Raw genomic sequence first — 21,227 nt, 5'->3', positions numbered from 1 at the left:
GACTACAGTATAACATTGACTTCTTAAAGTGTCGACGCTCTCCATGCACCATAATGTCCCTGTTTTTTATGCACTTTGCACATTTATTATTCTTCCAAAAATATAGCATGTGCATTTCGCCCAACTATTTTCTTTCTTTTTAGGCACGCACAATATCGACTTTCCTATTTAGTAATGCTAAACTTTGCTTGTCAATTAAAAAACTATTTTAGTTAGAAAGAGAGGATTTAAGATGTTATTCAAACAATTAATAGAAGCTTTCGACATTATAGACAGTAAGAACGTAAACGGCAACTCTGTCGCATCTTATTTAAAATCCATAAAACAAGATGCGGATATTCAGGTTTATCCTTTAGTTGGACCAAAAGGTTCTACAGATATGTTAAAAATTCGCATCCCGGGTCTTCACGGAAAGACTTCCGGAGGCGATGCTCCGACAATTGGACTTCTTGGGAGATTAGGCGGACTTGGTGCTCGTCCTGAGCGAATCGGGTATGTATCTGACGGTGATGGTGCCCTCGTTGCAATTGCTCTTGCTGCCAAATTATTAGATATGCAGAATAAAGGGGATTTTTTGGAAGGTGACGTATTCATTTCTACACATATTTGTCCGGATGCACCGACCGCACCACATGTTCCGGTTCCATTTATGGGATCACCTGTAGAAATGGCACAGGTAAATGCCGAAGAGCTCACACCGGAACTTGACGCAGTTCTCTCTGTAGATACTACTAAAGGAAATCGCGTGATCAATCACAATGGATTTGCAATCTCACCTACAGTAAAAGAAGGCTACATCCTTCGTACTTCCGAAGATCTTCTTGATTTAATGCAGATTACTACGGGAAAACTTCCAAAGGTATTTCCATTAACACAGCAGGATATCACTCCTTATGGCAATGATCTTCATCATCTAAACAGTATTCTGCAACCGGCAACTGCTACTAATGCACCTGTAGTCGGGATTGCCATCACAACAGAAACAACTGTTCCCGGTTGTGCAACCGGAGCCAGTCATATGACTGATCTTGATGAAGCTGCACGCTTTATGTTAGAAGTTGCCAAATCCTTTGGCCGTCGTTCTCTTAAATTATACGACGAAGAAGAATTCGAAAAATTACAAAGTTTATACGGTTCAATGAAGCATTTCCAAAAACTGAATCCTTTCTCGTAATAGATACATACTGTTTTGAAATAAAAGATGCCCTAAAAAGGTATCTTTTATTTCAAAAATTTCTTTATTCGAAGCGCAAGCGCTATCTCAAGAATACTATTCGGATCTGACAAATCATATCCTGTCTGATTTTCAATTTTTTTAATTCTGTATATCAAAGTATTTCGATGCAAATGAAGTGCATTTGCTGTTACATTTCTTGCCCCTAAATTATTCACGAGAACTTCCAGCGTTTCTAAAAGTTCACTTTCATTTTTTTGATCATATTCAATAAATGCATTCAACTTGTCCTCCATAAACTCCTGACACATCTCATGCTTACTGATTTCTTTCATGATTCTCCAAAAGCCTGCATCTTCTATACAAAGTACTTTTGAATTGAATTCCTGGCACACTGCAATTTCTACTGCATCCCTTGCATCCTGATAAGCCTTTCCGAAACGTTGGTAGGAATTTTCTACTCTCGAAACACCTATCGCTGCAGTATATCCTGTCTTTTCCGAAATATTTTTCTGAATCTTCTCGAAATACTCTTTCGTTATAGTTTTCTCTTTTGTCCGTTTTAATATGCATTGAAAATTATCATTATTCGACAAAACAATTACTTTTTCCTCGCCAAAAGATTCTTTTATCATATTTTCGATTTTCTCAATTTTTTCATGAACAATCTCTTCCTGTAGTTCATGTAATTTTTGTTTAATTCCATCAATTTCAATATAAACGATCTGGTACGGAGGTGATGGCCATTTTTGTTCTTCGATCCGATAGTTTCCTTCTTCATTACATGTGATATTTCCTGTCAAAAGATCAATAAACAATCTTTTATCCATTTCCCGACGGTTATATTTTTCAATTCGAGAATAAATGGTATCCATCAAATTGTTCTGTGATTTTATCAATGCCTCCATCACAAGATAATTCATTTCTATGAAAGGCAGATCTTCCGGCCACAAAATGATTGGGAACTGTAATTCATTAGCCAGTTTGATCGCATCATCCAAAAAACAACCAATATATCTATATTTTGTCGCGAGCGCAGCTGCCTTTGCTTCATACAAATTTCTTATCAGATTCATTATTTCTTCTTTTGTGTCACTATATGCATATCCAGTTGTAATATACAAAACATTTGGGCGCATCCATGCTTTCATATCTGGTATTTCCATACAATCCACAAAGCGAACAATCCTATCCATTCCACCTTCTCCGGCTGCTAATGTACATCCTTTCGACTGTGCCAGCTCTAATACCTCTTTTACTTTTATTGACACTTTCTATTCCACCCTTTTTTATTTGTATTATAGATAAATATAGAATATCATAAAACACTGTTTTTTCAAATATCATCTTACGCTTAACTTTATCCAGATTGTATTTCTGACCGAACGTCATTTTTTCTCATGGATTTTTTCCACACTTTTTGCTATACTATGTTCAATACTGGCACTATTAACGACATTACACAGGAGGTTCACATGAAGAAAGTGCTTCAAATATTTCAGAGAGATTTAAAGAGACTCTTACGTAGCCCTGCTGCTGCTCTCGTCATGGTGGGAGTCTGCATTCTCCCTTCTCTCTATGCATGGTTCAACATTGCCGCCAACATGGATCCCTACGGCAATACAAAAAATGTAAAAGTAGCAATTGCAAATTGTGACACCGGTGGACACACCGGTTCGATAGATCTGAATGCCGGAGACACCATCGTACAGAATCTGAAAAAAAATCACCAGCTTGGCTGGACCTTTGTTGATGAAAAGAAAGCCAAAAGCGGTGTCCGTTCCGGCAAATACTACGCTGCCATTGTAATCCCGGAGGATTTCAGCGAGTCTCTCCTCAGCATCCTTTCCGGGGATTTAAAACAGCCGCAGCTCGACTATTATATTAATGAAAAGAAAAACGCGATTGCTCCGAAGATCACCGCCACCGGCGCAAGCACGATCCAGCAGCAGATCAATGACACCTTTTCGTCCGTTGCCGCTGACTCCATTGCGAAGATCGTGCAGAAATCGGCCGGTACACTGACCGGCAAGCTTGACGGAACAAATTCTACGCTGATGCAGGCGCTTACCGATACCCGTAAGAATCTTGCTGACTATCAGAACGCCCTGAAGGATTTCCAGACTACGGTAAAAGATTCCGGTTCTTTGATCGATGACACTCTGAAAACACTGGACTCTGTAAATGCTGTTGCCTCTTCCGGTTCTGCTGCCCTTGCAGATTCATCAGATCTGCTTGCCACCAGCCGGACAGCAATCGGAACCTTTTCCACAGAATTTTCTACCAGCCTGTCAGATGGCGAAACACTTTTAAACAATGTCTACACCTCCGCAGTCTTAAAGCTCGGAACTTTTGAGACAAAAGCCACACAGGTCAACACTGCGATCGGAGACAGTATTTCTTCTGCCAGCTCTTTAAATAAGAAAAATGCAGAAATTCTGGAAAAGCTTGCCGCCCTTCAGCAACAGATCGGAAGTGATTCTTCCCTGTCCGGTATCGTCAGCGAAAAAATTGCAGAACTCCAGGCACAGAATGCTTCTCTTCAGGAACTCATTGATTCTCTTGGGAACAGCAATTCCAGCATAGGAAATGCACTGACTACAGCAAGTAATACCAGAAGTTCTCTTGAGACACTCACTGCCCAGAACCGACAGTCTCTGCAGAATTACAGAAGCAGTCTGAACCAGTCGCTTCTGCCACAGCTGAACCAGTCACTTGACGGGCTTGCCACATTAAGCGGAAGCCTTTCTTCTACTTTAACCGGGGTAAATCCGACGATCACACAGTTAAAGGTGATCCTTACCCAGTTAAAGAGCAGTTTAAACGAAAGTGCAGACGCACTTGGTCAGACCGGAGGAACTCTTGAAAGCGTAGATACTGCTCTGGAAAATATTACCGCTGACCTAAAAGCTCTGCAGAGCTCCGAAACCTACCAGCATCTGATCTCACTGGAAGGCATCGACTCAGATTCCATTTCTGATTTTATGTCCTCACCGGTTTCAATCAATTCAAAGGTACTTTATGATGTGGAAAATTACGGTTCCGGAATGACTCCGTTCTACACTAATCTGGCACTCTGGGTTGGCGGACTGATCCTGGTATCCATCCTGAAACAGGAAGTAGACAAAGACGAAACCATTTCCCGTTTTACTCCGACAACTGCTTATTTCGGACGTTGGATGCTCTTTATCATAGTCGGACTGATCCAGGGATTCATTGTATGCATAGGAGATCTGCTGCTTCTGAAAGTACAGTGTGTCCACCCGGTTGCATTTGTGTGCGCTGGTATGCTCTGCTCCTTTGTGTATGTCAATCTGATCTATGCAATGGCGCTGACCTTCAAGCACATTGGAAAAGCGCTTGCCGTTGTCCTGGTCATCCTGCAGATCCCTGGTTCTTCCGGAACCTATCCGATCGAGATGACACCGGTCTTTTTCCAGAGACTGCATCCGCTTCTGCCGTTCTCTTACGGAATTGGCGCTATGCGTGAGTGTATTGCCGGATTTTACAAAAATAACTACGCAAAGGATCTGCTGACCCTGCTGCTTTTCCTTCTCCTTGCATTCTTCATCGGACTGGTACTGAGACCACTTCTGATGAATCTGAACCATCTGTTCGACAAACGTCTTGCCGAGACAGACCTGATGCTGGGAGAGACTGCAACCGGTGAGCTCTCCCGCCCACAGCTTACACTGATGATGAAAACCATGATGCAGGACGAAGACGGACGGGCTGATTTTATCCAACGTGCCAACCGGTTCGAAAAACGGTATCCAAAGCTGATCCGTACCGGTTTTATCCTGATTCTTGTAATTCCGCTGATCTTTCTTCTTCTGATGTTCGGCCTGGAATCCAAGATCGTATACCTGACACTGTGGATCATTTCCCTGATCGTACTCGCCGTCTATCTGATCTGTGTAGAATATATTCACGACAAGACCTCCAGACAGCTTTCCTATATCCATCTGTCTGAAGAAGAATTTCTTAAAAAAGTAAAGGAGGGAAAAGACGAATGAGAAATATATGGACCATCTTCACAAGAGATATCCGGAAAATAAGAACAAATGTCATTGCGCTGATCGTCGTTCTCGGCGTCACAGTGGTTCCCTGCCTTTATGCATGGTTCAACATTGCGGCAAGCTGGGATCCCTATGGGAATACGGGGAATCTGAAGGTTGCCGTAGCAAGCGTAGACGAAGGCTATACCGGAAACCTGATCCCGCTCCAGCTGAATCTTGGCGATCAGGTATTGTCTGCTCTTCGGGAGAATACACAGCTCAACTGGGTATTTACGACCAAAAGCAAAGCAATGAAGGGTGTAAAATCCGGAGAATATTACGCAGCAATCGTAATCCCGGAAGATTTCAGTACGAACCTGATGAGTGTATTTTCCAGTGATATAAAAAAACCGGAGATTACCTATTACTCCAATGCAAAAGAAAATGCCATTGCGCCGAAGGTAACAGACAAAGGAGCAACCGCAGTCCAGACACAGGTCAACGAAGTATTTATCGAAACCATTTCCGATACGGTGCTGACCGCGCTCCAGACTGTTGCAAATACCGCAGACTCCAGGGATTCGGATGAGCTTGCAGGCACACTGATCACAAATCTGAATAAAATCGGTTCTGATCTGTCTGCCTCTTCGACTACCCTGCATTCCTTCTCACAGATGACCGATTCTGCGCAGCAGCTTCTGGACACAACTGCCGAATTCTTAAAAGCAACGAAAGAACAGGCTTCTGCAAATGCAGATACGCTTTCCGGTACACAGCAGTCCTTCTCCGGGATTCAGGAAACTCTGGACGGAGCTACAGACGGAATCAATGCTGCACTGACCTCTACCAAAAGCTTTTACGAACAGATGTCACAGACGATCGATCAGGCATTCCAGTCGCAGTCACAAGATGCTTCTTCTGTTGCCAGCACCCTTGATCTTCTTGGAAACCGCGTCAATGCGATCGTACAGTCTTACCAGGGAATCCGTGACAGCATTGCACAGATTGCAGATGCACACCCGGAGCTGTCTGATTTTACCGCACCGATTCTTGCTAAATTAGACGATTCCATTGCTGTTCAGGAAGAACTTCGTGATAAACTCACGAACGCTGCTTCCTCTCTGCGGGATACAGCAGGCAATGTAACAACCTCTAAAAAAGAGCTGGATGATCTGATCAGCTCCAGTATTTCCGGAATTGCAGCTGTTAAATCCGACTATGAAACCAATGTATCTGCTTCTTTAAAACAGCTGTCCGTCTCTCTTGGTTCCACCAGAAATGATCTGTCCGGACTGCTCTCCCAGCTCGGTGTAAGTGCAGATGGAATCTATACCCTTGCTTCTTCAGCTGGCTCTGATCTGTCGCAGATTCAGAAGGCTCTGGAAACCTCTTCTGAGCTTTTGAAAACGGCTGCCTCAAAGATCACAGATACCATCTCCAGACTTGGTCAAATGGAAGCAACCGGCGATTTCTCCGAACTGGAAGATCTGATTTCCGGCGATAAGGACAGTATCAGTTCTTTCCTCGCCGCACCGGTAGAGCTTAAGACCAACAAAGTGTACCCGATTGAAAATTACGGTTCTTCCATGGCCCCATTCTACTCTACACTTTCCATCTGGATCGGCGGAATTGTCCTGGTTGCCATGCTCAAGGTCACTGTATCCGAAAACGGCACCACCGGACTTAAACATCTGAAGCTCCATCAGATTTATCTTGGAAGATACCTTATCTTCCTGATCCTGGGGCTTTTGCAGAGCACCCTGATCTGCCTCGGTGATCTGTTCTATCTTGGCATCCAGTGCAAGCACCCGTTCCTCTTCCTCCTTGCCGGATGGGTATCCAGCATCGTATATGTCAACATCATTTACACGCTGACTGTCTCCTTCGGAGATATCGGAAAAGCGGTCAGTGTCGTACTTCTGGTTATGCAGGTAGCCGGAACCGGCGGAACTTTCCCGATCGAGGTTGCCCCGGGATTCTTCAAAGCGGTATATCCGCTACTGCCGTTTACCCACAGTATGGCAGCCCTGCGTGAAGCTGTCGGTGGTCTTTACGGTATGGATTACTGGATCGATCTTGGAAAGCTTTGTATCTTCCTTATGGTGTCCCTGATCGTGGGACTGGTGCTTAGGAAGCCGATCATTAAGGTGAATGAAGCGTTCTCTGAGAAGCTGGAAGAGACGAAGATTATGTAATTTTCAATATTTTTTACCAGAATACGTTGGATTCTAATTTACGTTCGAAGCCCCCAATAAAAGGAGCCCGTCAGCACGATTTTCAAATCTGCCGACGGGCTTCTTGCAATTATACGCTTCTCTCTTTTGCTACCTGAACATATCCAGTTTTACCGGCGTTCCATCATCATAAAATTCATACAACTTTTCTCCGTCCTTTACCCGAAATCCCTTTCTGTCCGTTCCGTCCGAACAAGGCTGCCATAGTTCCTCCGGAATATCTACATAAATAATCGTTCCTTCTGCCTTTGTACACGAAACATCATCAATTGTAAGCTGAAATTTTGTTCCGTCCGATTTATTCTGCCCCCAACCCAATGTACCTGTTCCTTTTTCAAATACATTATCTCTGGACTCCATATCATCATTTACAATATCAAATACCATGCAGAAATCCTTTTTCTGGTGTACCTTATAGATTCCAAGATGATACAGATCTCCTTCTGACTGATATTCATTATATTCTAAATGTTCTTCTCTAATGCTGAAAAATTCCTTCCAGTTCTCTTTCGTAAACTTCTCTTTCTTTATGTATGAACGGAATTTATCGCCTGATAATTCATAAAATTCTGTATTTACAATTTCATTCTCCTGTATCGTTACCGGTTCATTGTCATCATCATATACTTCTACCTCCTTTATACGATCTTTTTCAGACGCCGTATCCTTTCCACCACAGGCAATGGTTCCTGCTACGATCAAAATAATTCCCAAAAATATAGCATATTTTCTCTTTTTCATCTCATCCACCTCCCGTTTTGAATAGTCTGTCTTTTTCTTTTATTCTATCATATATTCAGTCATTTTATCCACCCAAAGAAAAATGATGCCGATAGAATTTTTCTATTTCTATCAGCATCATATAACATATTTTCTATATTCCAAATCCACTCAGCAATACATAATATCCTGTCAAGATCACTACAAACACCACAATAACCGGGATTGTCTTCTTCATCAGCTGCCCCCAGGATACCCGGAAATATTCCGTAATGATCGCAAGGCAGATGTGCGTCGGCGAAATCTGCATTGCCGCATAAGAAAGTGCCATCAGGTACACCAGAAGTCCGGCTCCTGCATGCGGTATGCTTGCAAATGCCAGCGGAATCAATAGCACAATCATAGAATTTGCTCCACTGATAATCGTTCCAAGAAACATAATGATTCCAAATGCCGCAAACTGTGGAATTGCAGATCCTGCAAACAAATCCGGAAGTTTTCCGATTGCCCCTGTATAGGTAAGAATGTTCTTGAACATCATCAGAATGATCGTGTTGAAGATGATTCTCCACTCTACCGATGTCTTTGCAAAATCCAGCACTTCCTTCAGACTTAACCGATATACAATAATCGAAAGCACAATAATAAACGGCAGTACCTTGATCACAGAAAGATTCAGTGCAATCACAAGCACAATACAAAGCACCAGTGGCCAGAAACAGTACAGAAGCTGTTTGAATTCTTCTTTTTTGTCTATCATTTCATCCTCACTTGCTTCATATCCTTTCGAAAGCTTCCGCAGATAAAATACATATCCCAGTACCAGAAGCACCACAACCATCGGCGCCATAAAAAGTACAAATTGCCCGGTTGATACCGCTGTAATGGAAAGTGCCAGCAGAATTGCATTATAAGTCGGCGAAAAGCTTTCTGAAATATGGCGGTAGTAACTGGTCACAAACGTCTTTTCTTCCACATCCAGATCTTTTCCTGTCGCCTTATCTACGATCGCCCCACAGATATTGACAGCTCCTGCAGACGGAAGGAATCCAATGATCACCGGCGCAATTACACACACCATACGCCTGTCTCCGCTAAGCCTCTGCAGTGCCATCTCCGCTCTTTCCAGAAGTTTCCGGTTCTCCATAATCCGCTGCAAAAAGGTTACAAGAATAAAGCTTCCGACCACGAGCAGCGTATCCTTTTCATAAACCGACTGTATCATCAATTTTACTGCATCCCCAAGCGGAATTCCAAACAGGATCACAGTCAGCAAAATGGCAGCGATCATCGCATCACGCAGCTTTAATTTTGCCAGGACCATCACCATAATGACAATAAAAATCACTGCAAGCTTTATAAATTCGGTCTGCATCTCTTTACTCCAATTCTCTTTTTTCTAATTTCCCTTTTTTCATCCACAGACACCGATCCGCATAATTTGCAAATTCTCTGTCGTGGGTACTGACCAGGATTGTCGTTCCTTCTTTTGCCATTTTTTGAAAATATTTCATAATGATCTCTGAATTTTCCATATCCAGACTGCTTGTCGGTTCATCTGCGACTACCAGTTTCGGGTTCTGCGCAAATGTCCTTGCGATTGACACACGCCTTTGCTCTCCGCCGGACAGATTTGCCGGATATTCGGAAAGCATATTCTGGATTCCAAGAAGCTCCGTCAGATACGTGATCCTTTCTTTATCCGGTTTCCGGTTTTTCCCCAGCGAAAGTGGCAGCAGGATATTTTCCATGACCGTCAGATTCTGGAGAAGATTTTGTCCCTGCATGATATACCCAAGGTCGCCTCCCCGCAGAACCGATAACTGTCTGTCATTCATTTTTTCAATCTCATGATCCAGTACTGTGATCTTTCCTTCTGTCGGTTTCAGGATCCCGGTCAGCATATGGAAGAGGGTGGATTTTCCACTTCCTGACTGTCCCATGATCGCAACCAGTTCTTTTTCTTCCACTTCCAGATTCACGTGGTCTACTGCGTAAAACTGATTCTTTCCACGTACAAATTCCCGACTCAGATTTTCTGTCTTTACAATCATGCTTCCACCTCCTGGATCAGTTTATATAGTTCCATACGATTCGCTCTGACTGCCGCATATAAGGTGGCAAGAAGGCTGACACCAACCGCAAGCCCCAGGCTCTGCAATGCAAGAATCACATATTGGGAAACATTTACATTCAGATACGGCATATTCATACTTTCCATGATCACGTCTTTAAATAACAGGATTCCGCCTCCGGAGAACACCACTCCAAGAAATCCTCCAAGCACACCGATCATTCCTGCTTCCAGAAGAAGCATCTGGAAAATCTGGCTTTTTCGTGCACCAATAGAAAGTAGTACCCCAAACTCCTTCAAACGTTCATTCACAGTAATGTTAAAAATGCAGATCAGTGCCAGGACTGCCATTAAAAACAACAGTCCGATCAGAAGCGCGCTGTAAGACTGCATCTGTTCCAGTGTATCTGAAACTTTTCCGGACATTGCTTTTGCTGTATAAGCTTTCAGTCCGGAATCTCTCATCTTTGTGTTGATCGTGTTCGCCACTTCTTTCGGATCTGCTCCGTCTTTCGTCCGGATCGTCAGAAGGGAAACATATTTCTGCGGTTCTGTAAGATCCGTCACATACTTGATCTGAAAACTGTCAAATAATGTATATGCCGTCTCAAAATTCATGAATGCGCAGTTATCATAACTGGTTCCTGTTTCTTCGAGTTTTCCTGCAACCTCGTATTCCTGTCCAAAGAAAGAAATTTTATCTCCCGCTTTTGCCGTAATCTTGCTTCCAACAACAGTCTGACCCTTTTTCAATTCACTCACATTGCTTCCAGACATCCACGGCTGTACAATAAAATCACTTTCCGGTTCAAAAGCAACAATCTGTACCGGAACTGAACAGCATGCCGCATCCAGTGATGCAATGTAGAGCTGCGGAGAAATTTTGTCAATTCCATCCGTCTTTTTCACCTGATCCATCAAAGACTTTTCAAAATAGAAACTGCACAACCCTCCCGAAAACAGAGAATCGCTTAAATCTGATTCATATTCTCCCGGTGCTACGATCACATCCGCCCCAATCCGATCTACTGTCTTATCAATACAAGTTTTCATACTTTCTGTCAATACTCTACTGGTAAACAGCGCTGCCGATAAAATCAGCACCAGTGCTGCCAGAAACATCGTCCTGACTCTTCGATGCCGCAGATTTCTGACTGCAAGTCCAGGTACAGTCAACATTTTCTGTTCCATTTTTCTTTCCTTCCTTTTTTTACATTTTGTTCGGAAAACCCCCGTAATTTTCCAATTATAAAAAAGAATGTGCCTCGGCACTTTCCTAATATACAAGACAAAAGAGGAGCTTTCACTCATCCCAGAGTTCAAAGCTCCTCCACCTCATTCATTTATGTGTCTAATTATTTTGTGCTTACTTTTTCAGCAAGTGGATGCCATGCTGTCTCTACGACTTTATCTACAGTCCAGTCAGAGGTAATGATTCCTGCCTCAATGTAGTCCTTTGCAACAGCTTCAATTGTTTTCTTTGTATCTGCATTGGATACTGCCCAGTTCTGCTGATCAAGCATGTATTTTGTAAGCTCGATGTCACCAGATACCATACCCTCATCAAGCATGATCTGTGCAGCTTCGTCTTTGTTTTCTGCAATGTACATATATGCATCCATTACACATTTTGTAAGTACCTGAGAGATTACCGGATTTTCTTTTACGAATTTTCCGCTCATAGCCATTACGCAGCATGTTTCATCTTTGAAATCATCATCCCATGTGATAGAACGAAGAACTTTTAATGTTCCGTCATCTACGAATTTCTTTGCAAAACGGTCACTCAGAAGGCAAGCTTTGATGTCACCTGACTGAAGAGACTGGATTGCTGCACTTGATTCAACCTGTACACATGTTGCTGCATCCTGTTTCAATCCATCTGCAAGGAAGAAACGAATGATCATGTTGTGTGAAGATCCACCGATCGGGCTATCCATACCAACAGTTGTGCCTTCCAGGTCTTTTGTTGATTCAATTCCTGAATCGGCAAGTACATATAATGATTTGCATCCTGTCTGCGCACTTCCTGTAAATACGATGTCCATTCCGTTTGTGATCGGAACTAACATATGTGCAATATGATGTGCTCCAAACTGAGCTTTTCCAGTTCCAAGTGCTTCTGTGATTTCAGTACCAGCTGCGATCTGAACATCTAATCCCCAATTATCATAGTATCCGAGTGCTTTTGCCATGCTAGGTCCTGATGTACAGTCACCGCCATCATATTCGGCTGTGATGGTTGTTCCCCATGCCGGCTCTTTTTTCATTGCTTCTTTAATTTCATCATCTGACATTTTTGTGATATCAGTCACTTCTTTCTCTGTAGAAGCTTCCTGTTTTTTGGAATCACTTGTGTCTTCCTTCTTTTCTGATGAGCTTGATGAACCGCCACATGCAACCAGTGATACGGTCATTGCGCATGCAAGTAACGTTGCAAACAATCTTTTTTTCATAATTCTTTTCTCCTCTTCGTGTTTTTACTTTGTTGCTTTTATATTTATCTTCCAATAAATATCTATTTAATGATCTGTATGATGCTTCAGATCAAGCATCTTCAGAATCCTGTTCCGATATGCCTGGAACTCTTCGCTGTCTCTCTGCTTTGGTTCAGCCAGTTCAATCGGTATATCTGCCTTTACACGTCCCGGTCTTGGCTCCATAACCAGCACTCTTGTTCCCATATAAATTGCTTCTTCTACATCATGTGTAACCATGACGACCGTCTGTTTCTGTTCTCTCCAGATATTCAGGATCTCATCCTGCATATTCATTCTGGTAAATGCGTCCAGCGCGCCAAGAGGCTCGTCCAGAAGCAGAATATCCGGATGATTGATCAGCGATCTTACCAGCGCCACTCTCTGCGCCATACCTCCGGAGAGCTGATGTGGATAGTCTTTTCGGAAATCTTCAAGTCCTACCATTTTCAGCATATGCTCTACCAGTTCTTTATCCTGCTTTTTCTGCATACGCAAGCTGAAGGATACATTCTTCTCTACCGTAAGCCACGGAAACAATGTTGCTTTCTGGAATACCATTCCACGATCCGGTCCGGCTCCAACAATCGGTTTTCCGCCAAGTCTGATCTCACCGGTAGTCGGTCTGATCAGTCCTGCGATCAATCGCAAAATCGTTGATTTTCCACATCCACTTGTTCCAACAATACTGACAAACTCACCCGGCTGGATCGTCAGATTCACCTCTGCCAGCGCATGTGTGATCTCGTTACTGTCTGTCTTTGCAAAACTCTTTGTTACTTTGTCAAACTCCAGGACACGCCCATGTCCCTGCTTCTCATCCACTGATGCCATCTTATTTCACAACTCCTTCCTGCCAGCGAAGCACTATTCTCTTGATCACATTCAGTATAAAGGTAACTGCTGTGAAAATAAGACAAATTAAAACGATAGCTGCATACATTTTAGAATAGATCGCCCATGATTTCTGCCACTGGATATACCATCCAAGGCCTGCCTCGGCTCCCATCATCTCAGCAACCAGAAGTGCTGTACAGGCAGAACTCATTCCCTGTGTCATCCCCTGAAGAATGTTTGGCATTGCATGTGGGATTGCCACCCGGAATACCAGCTGGTGACCTTTGGCACCTAATGTTCTGGCCGCTTCCAGATATGCCTTGTCTACATTCTGGATACCGGTTGACGATGCGATCGTAAGTGCAAACCATACACCAAGAGCGATGATAAATACACTTCCTTTAAACAGTGAGGATACCAGAACCATGATGATCGGGATCCATGTTGTGGAAGGAATCGGTCCAAGCATCTTAATGATCGGTGAAACCCAGTAGTTAATCCTTTTGCTGTATCCACAGGCAACACCTGTGATCAGTCCAAGGATCGCTCCAATAAAATATCCCGTGAATAATAATCGCAATGAGTACAATGTACTTTTCAATAACAGTGCCCGATCATCAATGATCGCACACAAAATCGTATTCACACATGGGAAGAACGGCTGTTTTAAAATACCTGTCTTAACCGTCAGAAAATCATACAACATAATTACCAGTATGATCACAGAGTAAAGCGGTGCTTTATGACGTACTTTTGCAAAATAGCTTTTATTCAGTAATCCTCTCACTACCATGATCAGATATAATGCCAAAAAAAAGCAGACGACAATAGTAAACACATGCGGATTAAAATTCTGAACGGCATCCGGCATCAGATAATATACTAAAAACATAATTATCGCTGCAAAATACGGACAAAAACAAATTACCACATCCAACATATGTTGCATCTTCGTCTTCGGAGCACTTTCCATTTCTAGCAACTCTTCTCTCGTAAGCTGTCTTTTACTCTCCATTTTTCATTTGACTCCTTTGTAAATTTTTACCATTTCCTTTAAATGCTTTTTAACTATATCAGCATTTTGCACAAATGTAAAATTGTTATTTCTTATATGCAATTTGATTTATTACAATTTTCTATAGTTTTTATCTGGTAAAAGTAAACTTATTAACCATAAGTATGTTATACTAAATACAATAAATTTTTAAAGGAGATATAAATTATGAATTCACAAAAATTATCCGGAGCAGTTTCCTGTCTTGCAGCAATTCTTATTCTTGCAGCAGATAAGATCTTTGCCCCAGTATGCAAAGGAACCATGGAACTTGCAAACGGAGGAGAATGCATGATGCGGTGTCATTATTATGGAATTGCACTGTTTCTTTTCGGTCTGCTCCTGCTTGCAGAATCCGTTCTTCTTTTCTTCGGAACACACGATTTTAAATTACCGGTTGTCATCATTATCACTGCTGTTCTAATCCTGCTTCTTAGCAATACTTCAATTGGCATTGGTATTTGTGCCAAGGCAGGTATGATGTGCCACAAAACTGCTCTTTGGGGAAGAATTGGTGCTGTTCTGGCAATCATCGGTGCCGGAATCAGTCTCTTTGTACATAAATCACAGATGCCACAGGCCAATTAGGATTCACGCAACAACATTTCAAACAGAATATCTGATTATCTTTCCTGTAATCTATAATCAGGAGTCAAAACTTTCTGTGTACGCAAAGAAGCCGGAGTCTGACCGATAACACAACTGCCTATATCCAGGCTTTTCTGTTATCAGCCAGATCCCAGCTTCTTTTTTCGCTCTTTAAAGTGTTTCTGCCACTTTCATATTTGCAATCAGTCCCCGCAGCTGAATCAATGAAGAATATCCATCAGTACAGTCATCAATCTTTCCATTTGCCGCAGGATGGAAATAGCGTCCTTCCTTCTCCGCTCTCTTTCCCTCGGCAATTGCTTCTCTCAAAATCTCCCTGTCTTCTATCCGCCTTTCTTCCGGGATTTCATTGATGATGAGCATTGGTGGCTTTACCGTTTCTGCACTGTTTTCTGCCTTTCCCTGCAATTCAACTTTTTCTCCACAAAATACATAGCCGGTACAGTAATTTCTTTCTGTTCCGATCACCTTCACACCGTGCGATATCAGCCAATCGATCGTTGCTTTCCGGTCCAGCATATCTTTTGGTCCTGCCGAGATCAGGATCACCGGAATCTGCTGAAGAGCCGGAAGATCCGGGCAGAGTTCTTCTCCCTTGATGTCCCCGATTCCACCCATTCCACAGGTAATTGCAACCGGAATTCCCATTTTCACACAGACTGCCATTGTCCCGGAAGCGGTAAGTGCGCCTGATTGCTTTTCCACTAATGCCTTTTCCAGCAGATCACAGTCAATTCTTGGATAAGCGGATGCCCGGCTTCTAAATTCAAGAAACTCATCGATATCCCCGATCCTGATTTCCCCATGGTCAATCCAGGTGATCTTTTTTCCCGGATCTTGCCATTCTTTTTTTATTGTTTCATTTGATACCGATTTTAATCCATGTGTCAATAATGCTGATTCTACTAAATATTCCATCTGTTGTTATTCCACCTTTCTCCTTCTGGATATCAATCCCGTACTTTTTCTCATCATATCATACTTTTACAGCTCAAATTAAAAAACCGGATAAAAATTTGCATTTCTACCCGGTTCCTGTATTATTTCAACAATTGCATCAGCTCTTCAAAAAAGCTTTTTGAGGTTTCTTCTGAAATCGTATAATCTGACGTTATCTCTTTAATGATCTTTTTCAGCCATTCGTCCCATTTCATAGTCCACCTTCTTTTCCGCCAAAGGCTTCTATTTTGTATTGTCTACCGCATCCTCCACCAAAGAGTAATCGTCATTATCGCCCACAACATCTGCGTACAGATCATCCAGTGTCGGGTATCCATAATATTTCCATACCATGCTGGAAATACCGTCTGTCTTTGCATCAGTCTTGATCTTAAAGAAATTGCCAGGTGTTCCATAGTCAGACAGATCAATATCTGTATTTCCTTCCCCGTCTGCAAGAATTGTTCCATAATGCATATACCAGTAAACATCATTCACCTTGTCATAAGATCCATCATCATTACTGTACTGATCCCGTACTTTTACATGATAAATAAGATACAGTTCATTTCCATTGCCCACAACAGGCTCCAACAGATAATCTCCCATATAAGTAAGGCTCTCCAGAGATTCGGAATCTACCCAGCTGCTCTCCACATGATCATTGTATTCCTGTTCCGCCCGGTCCTTCATTTGCTGCATTGTATCATCATCGATGTCACTGGCTGATGTGACATAATACCACAGTCCTTTTACGGTATATTCTTTTTCCCATTTTTCCGGCAGCTTTCCTATGTTGGCGGCATAGCTGTCTGCCATAGATTTATCCAGATATACTTTAATCTTGTCTCCGTTTGCCAATGTTCCATTTGATGCATCTGTCTGAAAATCGGCAGATGTAAGATCAGATCCTGTATAATCAAATGAAACGGCTCCTCCCGGGCTTATTCCGTTAAATGATACCTCCAGGTCTTTGAATGCATCAAATGTCTTAACCTCTTCCAGCCCTTTGACTTTATAGGTTTTATTTTTATATTTCAGGTTGCATTTCACATATTTTGCATAATCTTTATTGACATTCCAGTTGTATTTGACTTTATCTTTGTTGGAAAGATTGCTGTCCGATTTCATTTCCACACTGACATAGGACTGCAGTACCTCTACCGGTGATATGGAATCTGTATTTTTTCCATACTGTTCTTCAAATTCTTTTGTAAACTTCAGTCTGGAATCATATTTTTTCTGAATCTTCTCCCAGTCGATCTGCGGATATACATTTCCATATCCGTTATATCCTGTTGTTTCAAAGGTGACATACTTGTTCAGATCGATTGTTCTTCTTGCACGCGATATCAAAAGCCCTGCTGCGATCACTACAACGACAACCGCACATGCCAGACCGATCAGGAACTTGTTCAGTCCTCTTGATTTTTTATGTGTGAGTGATTTTGTTTCTGCTGTACTTGTTAGCGTCTCTTCTGTATTCTGGGCGGCCTCTTCTTTCTGCTCTTCTGCATTCTGGACAGCCTCTTCTTTCTGTTCTGCTACATTTTTAGCAGGTTCTTCCTGTTCCAGTGGTTTTCCGCATGTTGCACAGAATCTTGAACCATCTGGATTCTCAGTTCCACAATTTTTGCACCTCATATCTCTTTTACATCCTTTCTGTATGCTATATTTTTCTCATTTATATTATTAAGACGAGTCAAAATCTAGTTTGGTTTTAAAAACAAGAAAAAATTTTTATTTTTTTAATAATGACTGATCTGGTTGATGATCTCATGGTATGAAACAGCTTCATTGCCCAGTGCTTCCGGCTTTCTGTTTCCAAACAATTTCTTTAATTTCTTTTCATATTTCTTATTTGTGACTTCTTTTCCATCCCATTTATACCGGAAAACATAGTCTCCGTTTTCATCATACTCCGGATTCGTATTATCTTCCATTCTACATTCGCCATCGCCGATCTGTAACCATTCCCCATCTTTGATTTCAAAAACGCGGTCATAAAAAACACCCATATTTCCGTCATTGTTGTCCAGTACATTGCCGCCCGGAATATACCACATCCCGATCCGGTAGATCTCTTCTTCCCGGATTCCATCCGGTGTACAGGTCGCTACGGTCGCACCATCCGCCATGCAGGATCCAACCCGCACGATCTCGGGTACATCATCTCCATTCATGTCAAAGAGTTCAAACCTTGTGTCATCACTCCACTTTCCAACCCAGTCTTTGTAAGCCGCCTGCCATTCTTCTTTGGTAACTTTCTGCTCTTTTGCCTGGTGGATATGATATCCCGCAACAGCACCTCCGCCGATCACTGCCGCTCCTATAGCTCCGGCAACAGCCTTTGTACCGATGATTTTCCCGGTTGCTTTTCCTGCCGCACTCTTTACAATCTTTCGTCCGGCTGCCTGCCCGTTCTTTACCGGATCTGTCTTCCTGATTCCACTTTTACCCAAACCGGTATTTCCGCTTGTGGGTGCACTTCCGCTTTTTACAATGCCGGCACCCTGTCTCACCAGTTCTTTCCCAAATGAACCAGGCACCGATATCGTCTGCTCGCCCTCTCTGAGCATCCAGAGTATAAACGGAAGCGGCGCTACGCCGTATAATTTTGTTCCTTTTCTTTCCAGTTCTTCTACATCATTTCTGATCTTTTTCCGGGCATAATTCAGTCTGCTCTTTACTGTTCCAGTCGAACATCCAAGTGCATCTGCAATGTCTGAAACCGACAATTCCTCATAATAATACATCAGCACACACAGCTTCTGATCTTCTGGCAGACCGTCCAGAATTTCTTTCATCAATCGCTTTGTCTCTGCATAATCCACGGACCCTTCCGGTGAAAATGTCAGATTCTCATCTGCAATTGTATCTTCAAATTCCCGGTCATCATCCCCTGTCGGTATATCAGAAAATAGCTGCGGCTTCTTCTTTTTCAGCCAGTCTTTACATTTGTTTGCCACAATGCAGTTGAACCAGCTTTTCAACCGCTTTGGATCCTCAATCTGCTTCAGATTACGGAATGCAGAAATATAGGCATCCTGCATGATATCCATTGCATCCTGCTCATTTTTCACCATCTGAAGTGCGATTGCAAACCCTTGCACATAAGTCAGATTGTAAATTTTCTCCAGAGCGTTCTCTTCTCCGGCGGCAGCTTTTTCTATCATCTCTTTCAGATCATTTTTTTCTTGATAATTGACATTCTTCGCTCCACAGTTTCCGCAGAACTTCTGATCACTCCTGATTTCTTTCCCACATCTGGTGCAATACATGTTTTCTGTCCTCCAACACATCAACCGGTCGTTCCTGTGTAAGCACAAATCTGTAACCGGCTCATCATATACATAAAAGACCGGATAGAATAACTCCTATCCGGCTTTTTGCATATACTCTTTCATTTTTTACATTCTGACCTGCGTTTCATCATTCGATGCTTTGCCTTCTAGTTTTCCTCAGTTGTCTTATCGTCTTCTATCTTTGTTCCACAGTTTGTACAGAATACAGCGCCCTCTTCCAGTGGCTTTCCACAGGCTTTGCACACTTTCACTTCTGCCTTTTCCTCCGGTTGTTCTGCCGGTGCTTCCAGTGCCGCTCCACAGTAAATACAGAATTTACTTCCCGGATTCACTTTTTTTCCACACTGCGGACAGATCTCTTCTGTCGATAATTTTTCAATCATCTCTTTATTGGCTGCGATCTCATCCTGCAGAGACTTGATCTGTACGGCAAGCTCCGGCATCTTTTCCATGCATTCATCTCTGTAATTGGCATAGTATGTACTGCCAATCTGATAAATGACTTTTTCAATTTCTTTTTCTTTCGTCTTATTTAAACTTGTCAGGCGGAAAATCTCTGTCGTATCCTTTGCCTTCTGTGATAAATCCTGACCGGTTTCTGCCAGGCTACTTTTCAGATTATCAAAAAATCCCATTTGTCTCATTCCTTTCTGTAAATTTTATCTTACCACTTTTCTTGCATTTATCAATAAGCAATTTGTATAATTTACAGCCTCTTTACAATCTTTAAAAATCATGATTCAAAAAAATCAAACACTTTCTTCCAATATTCTTCCGCAATCGTATTTTCCGCATTGAATATCTCATGCTTGGACTCTGGGAACTTCACAAGCTCGGCACTTTCCGGTCTGTTCTTGTTTAGTTTTCGCACAAAACGTTCCTGCGCTGCATTCGACACCAGATTATCCTTGCCTGCCGAAAAGAGCATGACAGGTGCTTCGATCTTCTTCCATCCGGTCTTTTCCAGATACCGGTTCAGACGCATTGCATTTCCGAGCCATCCATAAGACGGTGCGTTCAGATGATAATGGGCTTCCTTCGTCCTTTTTTCTTCATAATACTCAAATCTCGGACGGGAAAGGGAGCAGCTCTCTTCAAATTTTCCTGGCTCCTTGTATGGCTTCTGACCGACTACATATTTTTTGTTCCTTCCCACCTTACAGGATGTCTTTGCGATCGCCTTTGCCACATGCCACGGCACCCCTCCGGTCAGTGGGCGGATCATCGGTGACGACAGAATTACCTTCTCAAACATTTCCGGTGCTCTTGCCGCAACTGCTGCCGCAATTCCACCTCCCATAGAATGTCCGTACAGATAAATCTTCATCCCCGGATTGTCCTCTTTTGCCTTCTTGGTTACAAAGATAAAGTCCTCTACATAACGTTCAAAGCTGTCCAGATGCACCAGGGATTCATCTTCTGTCAGACGATAGCTGAAGCCATGTCCGCAGTGCTCCGGAAGATATACGCTAAAACCTTCTTTTGCAAAATAATAGGCGATCTCCTTATATTTTTCCGCGTTTTCAATAAATCCATGTGACAACATCACAACCGCATGTGGGTTCTCCGGAACATAATGCATACAGTGGATCTTCTGCCCTGCATGTCTTTCCAGATAGAATTCCGTTCCGATAGATACAAGATACGGTTCTACGATGGTCTGCATTTCTTCTTTGTAGTTACTTTCCTGTAAAATAGGTGTCTGCATGTGTGATAACCTCCCCGATAGATTTTGGTTCGTACTTTTTATTTTCTGATATGATTATAGCAGAGAGGGGAACTCTCTGCTATAGGATTTCTGTATAC

The 21,227-nt window shown here is 42.5% G+C and carries 17 protein-coding genes; 4 read left to right on the top strand and 13 right to left on the bottom strand.

The genetic code is table 11. The annotated features are described in order from the left end of the window. Positions 1-232: 232 nt before the first annotated feature. Positions 233-1,174: a DUF1177 domain-containing protein gene (locus PGY05_RS08810; RefSeq protein WP_055248967.1), complete on the top strand. Its 942-nt coding sequence runs from the start codon at positions 233-235 to the stop codon at positions 1,172-1,174. Between the two features lie 47 nt (positions 1,175-1,221). Here PGY05_RS08810 and PGY05_RS08805 read toward each other — a convergent pair whose 3' ends face one another. Further along, on the bottom strand, positions 1,222-2,445 hold the full coding sequence (locus PGY05_RS08805; RefSeq protein ID WP_055248969.1) for a PucR family transcriptional regulator: 1,224 nt from the start codon (positions 2,443-2,445) through the stop codon (positions 1,222-1,224). Positions 2,446-2,649: 204 nt separating this feature from the next. Here PGY05_RS08805 and PGY05_RS08800 point away from each other — a divergent pair, with 204 nt between their 5' ends. Together PGY05_RS08800 and PGY05_RS08795 are read left to right on the top strand one after the other, a co-directional pair. Continuing rightward, positions 2,650-5,190 (top strand): YhgE/Pip domain-containing protein, encoded by a 2,541-nt coding sequence (locus tag PGY05_RS08800; protein WP_270475695.1) that lies wholly within the window; start codon positions 2,650-2,652, stop codon positions 5,188-5,190. Next, positions 5,187-7,367 carry a YhgE/Pip domain-containing protein gene (locus PGY05_RS08795; RefSeq protein WP_270475694.1) on the top strand — a complete coding sequence of 727 codons (2,181 nt, stop codon included), beginning with the start codon at positions 5,187-5,189 and terminating at the stop codon, positions 7,365-7,367. The genes PGY05_RS08800 and PGY05_RS08795 overlap by 4 nt, the downstream gene beginning before the upstream one ends. 129 nt (positions 7,368-7,496) lie before the next feature. On the opposite strand, the gene PGY05_RS08790 is transcribed toward PGY05_RS08795, so the two are convergent. The 7 genes from PGY05_RS08790 to PGY05_RS08760 form a co-directional block, all read right to left on the bottom strand. After that, a complete protein-coding gene (locus tag PGY05_RS08790; protein ID WP_270475693.1) occupies positions 7,497-8,147 on the bottom strand; it encodes a hypothetical protein in 651 nt (216 codons plus the stop codon). 133 nt (positions 8,148-8,280) lie between these two features. Further along, entirely contained in the window at positions 8,281-9,501 is a 1,221-nt protein-coding gene (locus PGY05_RS08785) for a DUF401 family protein (protein ID WP_270475692.1), read from the bottom strand. A gap of 4 nt (positions 9,502-9,505) precedes the next feature. Beyond that, the gene (locus PGY05_RS08780) at positions 9,506-10,180 is read right to left on the bottom strand and encodes an ABC transporter ATP-binding protein (RefSeq protein WP_117557805.1); all 675 of its coding nucleotides are present in this window, start codon (positions 10,178-10,180) and stop codon (positions 9,506-9,508) included. Beyond that, positions 10,177-11,391, bottom strand: coding sequence for an ABC transporter permease (locus tag PGY05_RS08775; protein WP_270475691.1), 1,215 nt, complete (start codon positions 11,389-11,391; stop codon positions 10,177-10,179). Before PGY05_RS08775 ends, PGY05_RS08780 begins: the two co-directional genes overlap by 4 nt. Before the next feature lie 164 nt (positions 11,392-11,555). Next, positions 11,556-12,656, bottom strand: a complete 1,101-nt coding sequence (locus tag PGY05_RS08770; protein WP_243273198.1) for an ABC transporter substrate-binding protein — start codon at positions 12,654-12,656, stop codon at positions 11,556-11,558. Between the two features lie 66 nt (positions 12,657-12,722). Then, positions 12,723-13,511 (bottom strand): ABC transporter ATP-binding protein, encoded by a 789-nt coding sequence (locus PGY05_RS08765; RefSeq protein WP_117823543.1) that lies wholly within the window; start codon positions 13,509-13,511, stop codon positions 12,723-12,725. 1 nt (position 13,512) lies between these two features. Beyond that, positions 13,513-14,529: an ABC transporter permease gene (locus PGY05_RS08760; RefSeq protein WP_022220966.1), complete on the bottom strand. Its 1,017-nt coding sequence runs from the start codon at positions 14,527-14,529 to the stop codon at positions 13,513-13,515. Positions 14,530-14,736: 207 nt separating this feature from the next. Between PGY05_RS08760 and PGY05_RS08755 the strand changes: the two genes are divergently transcribed. After that, positions 14,737-15,156 (top strand): DUF4418 family protein, encoded by a 420-nt coding sequence (locus PGY05_RS08755; protein WP_055261133.1) that lies wholly within the window; start codon positions 14,737-14,739, stop codon positions 15,154-15,156. A gap of 171 nt (positions 15,157-15,327) precedes the next feature. On the opposite strand, the gene PGY05_RS08750 is transcribed toward PGY05_RS08755, so the two are convergent. The 5 genes from PGY05_RS08750 to PGY05_RS08730 form a co-directional block, all read right to left on the bottom strand. Continuing rightward, positions 15,328-16,095, bottom strand: coding sequence for a pseudouridine-5'-phosphate glycosidase (locus PGY05_RS08750; protein ID WP_175305357.1), 768 nt, complete (start codon positions 16,093-16,095; stop codon positions 15,328-15,330). A gap of 264 nt (positions 16,096-16,359) precedes the next feature. After that, positions 16,360-17,760, bottom strand: coding sequence for a zinc ribbon domain-containing protein (locus PGY05_RS08745; protein ID WP_270475689.1), 1,401 nt, complete (start codon positions 17,758-17,760; stop codon positions 16,360-16,362). A 104-nt stretch (positions 17,761-17,864) separates the two neighbouring features. After that, a complete protein-coding gene (locus tag PGY05_RS08740) occupies positions 17,865-19,397 on the bottom strand; it encodes a sigma-70 family RNA polymerase sigma factor (RefSeq protein WP_270475688.1) in 1,533 nt (510 codons plus the stop codon). 170 nt (positions 19,398-19,567) lie between these two features. Further along, entirely contained in the window at positions 19,568-20,056 is a 489-nt protein-coding gene (locus PGY05_RS08735; RefSeq protein ID WP_270475687.1) for a zinc ribbon domain-containing protein, read from the bottom strand. Between the two features lie 98 nt (positions 20,057-20,154). Then, positions 20,155-21,129 (bottom strand): alpha/beta fold hydrolase, encoded by a 975-nt coding sequence (locus tag PGY05_RS08730; RefSeq protein WP_055248986.1) that lies wholly within the window; start codon positions 21,127-21,129, stop codon positions 20,155-20,157. Between the last annotated feature and the right edge of the window lie 98 nt (positions 21,130-21,227).

Source organism: Coprococcus sp. AF51-11b1 (assembly GCF_027682785.1).
In the GTDB taxonomy this organism is placed as follows: Bacteria; Bacillota; Clostridia; order Lachnospirales; family Lachnospiraceae; genus Allocoprococcus; species Allocoprococcus comes.
The sequence above is the reverse complement of the archived record's forward strand: the minus strand, read 5'-3'. Positions and strand labels throughout refer to the sequence as shown.

Bases quoted from the DNA above. Each gene is read 5' to 3' on its own strand.
- PGY05_RS08810 (WP_055248967.1), top strand. From the start codon at position 233: ATGTTATTCAAACAATTAATAGAAGCTTTCGACATTATAGACAGTAAG.
- PGY05_RS08800 (WP_270475695.1), top strand. From the start codon at position 2,650: ATGAAGAAAGTGCTTCAAATATTTCAGAGAGATTTAAAGAGACTCTTA.
- PGY05_RS08795 (WP_270475694.1), top strand. From the start codon at position 5,187: ATGAGAAATATATGGACCATCTTCACAAGAGATATCCGGAAAATAAGA.
- PGY05_RS08790 (WP_270475693.1), bottom strand. From the start codon at position 8,147: ATGAAAAAGAGAAAATATGCTATATTTTTGGGAATTATTTTGATCGTA.
- PGY05_RS08785 (WP_270475692.1), bottom strand. From the start codon at position 9,501: ATGCAGACCGAATTTATAAAGCTTGCAGTGATTTTTATTGTCATTATG.
- PGY05_RS08780 (WP_117557805.1), bottom strand. From the start codon at position 10,180: ATGATTGTAAAGACAGAAAATCTGAGTCGGGAATTTGTACGTGGAAAG.
- PGY05_RS08775 (WP_270475691.1), bottom strand. From the start codon at position 11,391: ATGGAACAGAAAATGTTGACTGTACCTGGACTTGCAGTCAGAAATCTG.
- PGY05_RS08770 (WP_243273198.1), bottom strand. From the start codon at position 12,656: ATGAAAAAAAGATTGTTTGCAACGTTACTTGCATGCGCAATGACCGTA.
- PGY05_RS08765 (WP_117823543.1), bottom strand. From the start codon at position 13,511: ATGGCATCAGTGGATGAGAAGCAGGGACATGGGCGTGTCCTGGAGTTT.
- PGY05_RS08760 (WP_022220966.1), bottom strand. From the start codon at position 14,529: ATGGAGAGTAAAAGACAGCTTACGAGAGAAGAGTTGCTAGAAATGGAA.
- PGY05_RS08755 (WP_055261133.1), top strand. From the start codon at position 14,737: ATGAATTCACAAAAATTATCCGGAGCAGTTTCCTGTCTTGCAGCAATT.
- PGY05_RS08750 (WP_175305357.1), bottom strand. From the start codon at position 16,095: ATGGAATATTTAGTAGAATCAGCATTATTGACACATGGATTAAAATCG.
- PGY05_RS08745 (WP_270475689.1), bottom strand. From the start codon at position 17,760: ATGAGGTGCAAAAATTGTGGAACTGAGAATCCAGATGGTTCAAGATTC.
- PGY05_RS08740 (WP_270475688.1), bottom strand. From the start codon at position 19,397: ATGTATTGCACCAGATGTGGGAAAGAAATCAGGAGTGATCAGAAGTTC.
- PGY05_RS08735 (WP_270475687.1), bottom strand. From the start codon at position 20,056: ATGGGATTTTTTGATAATCTGAAAAGTAGCCTGGCAGAAACCGGTCAG.
- PGY05_RS08730 (WP_055248986.1), bottom strand. From the start codon at position 21,129: ATGCAGACACCTATTTTACAGGAAAGTAACTACAAAGAAGAAATGCAG.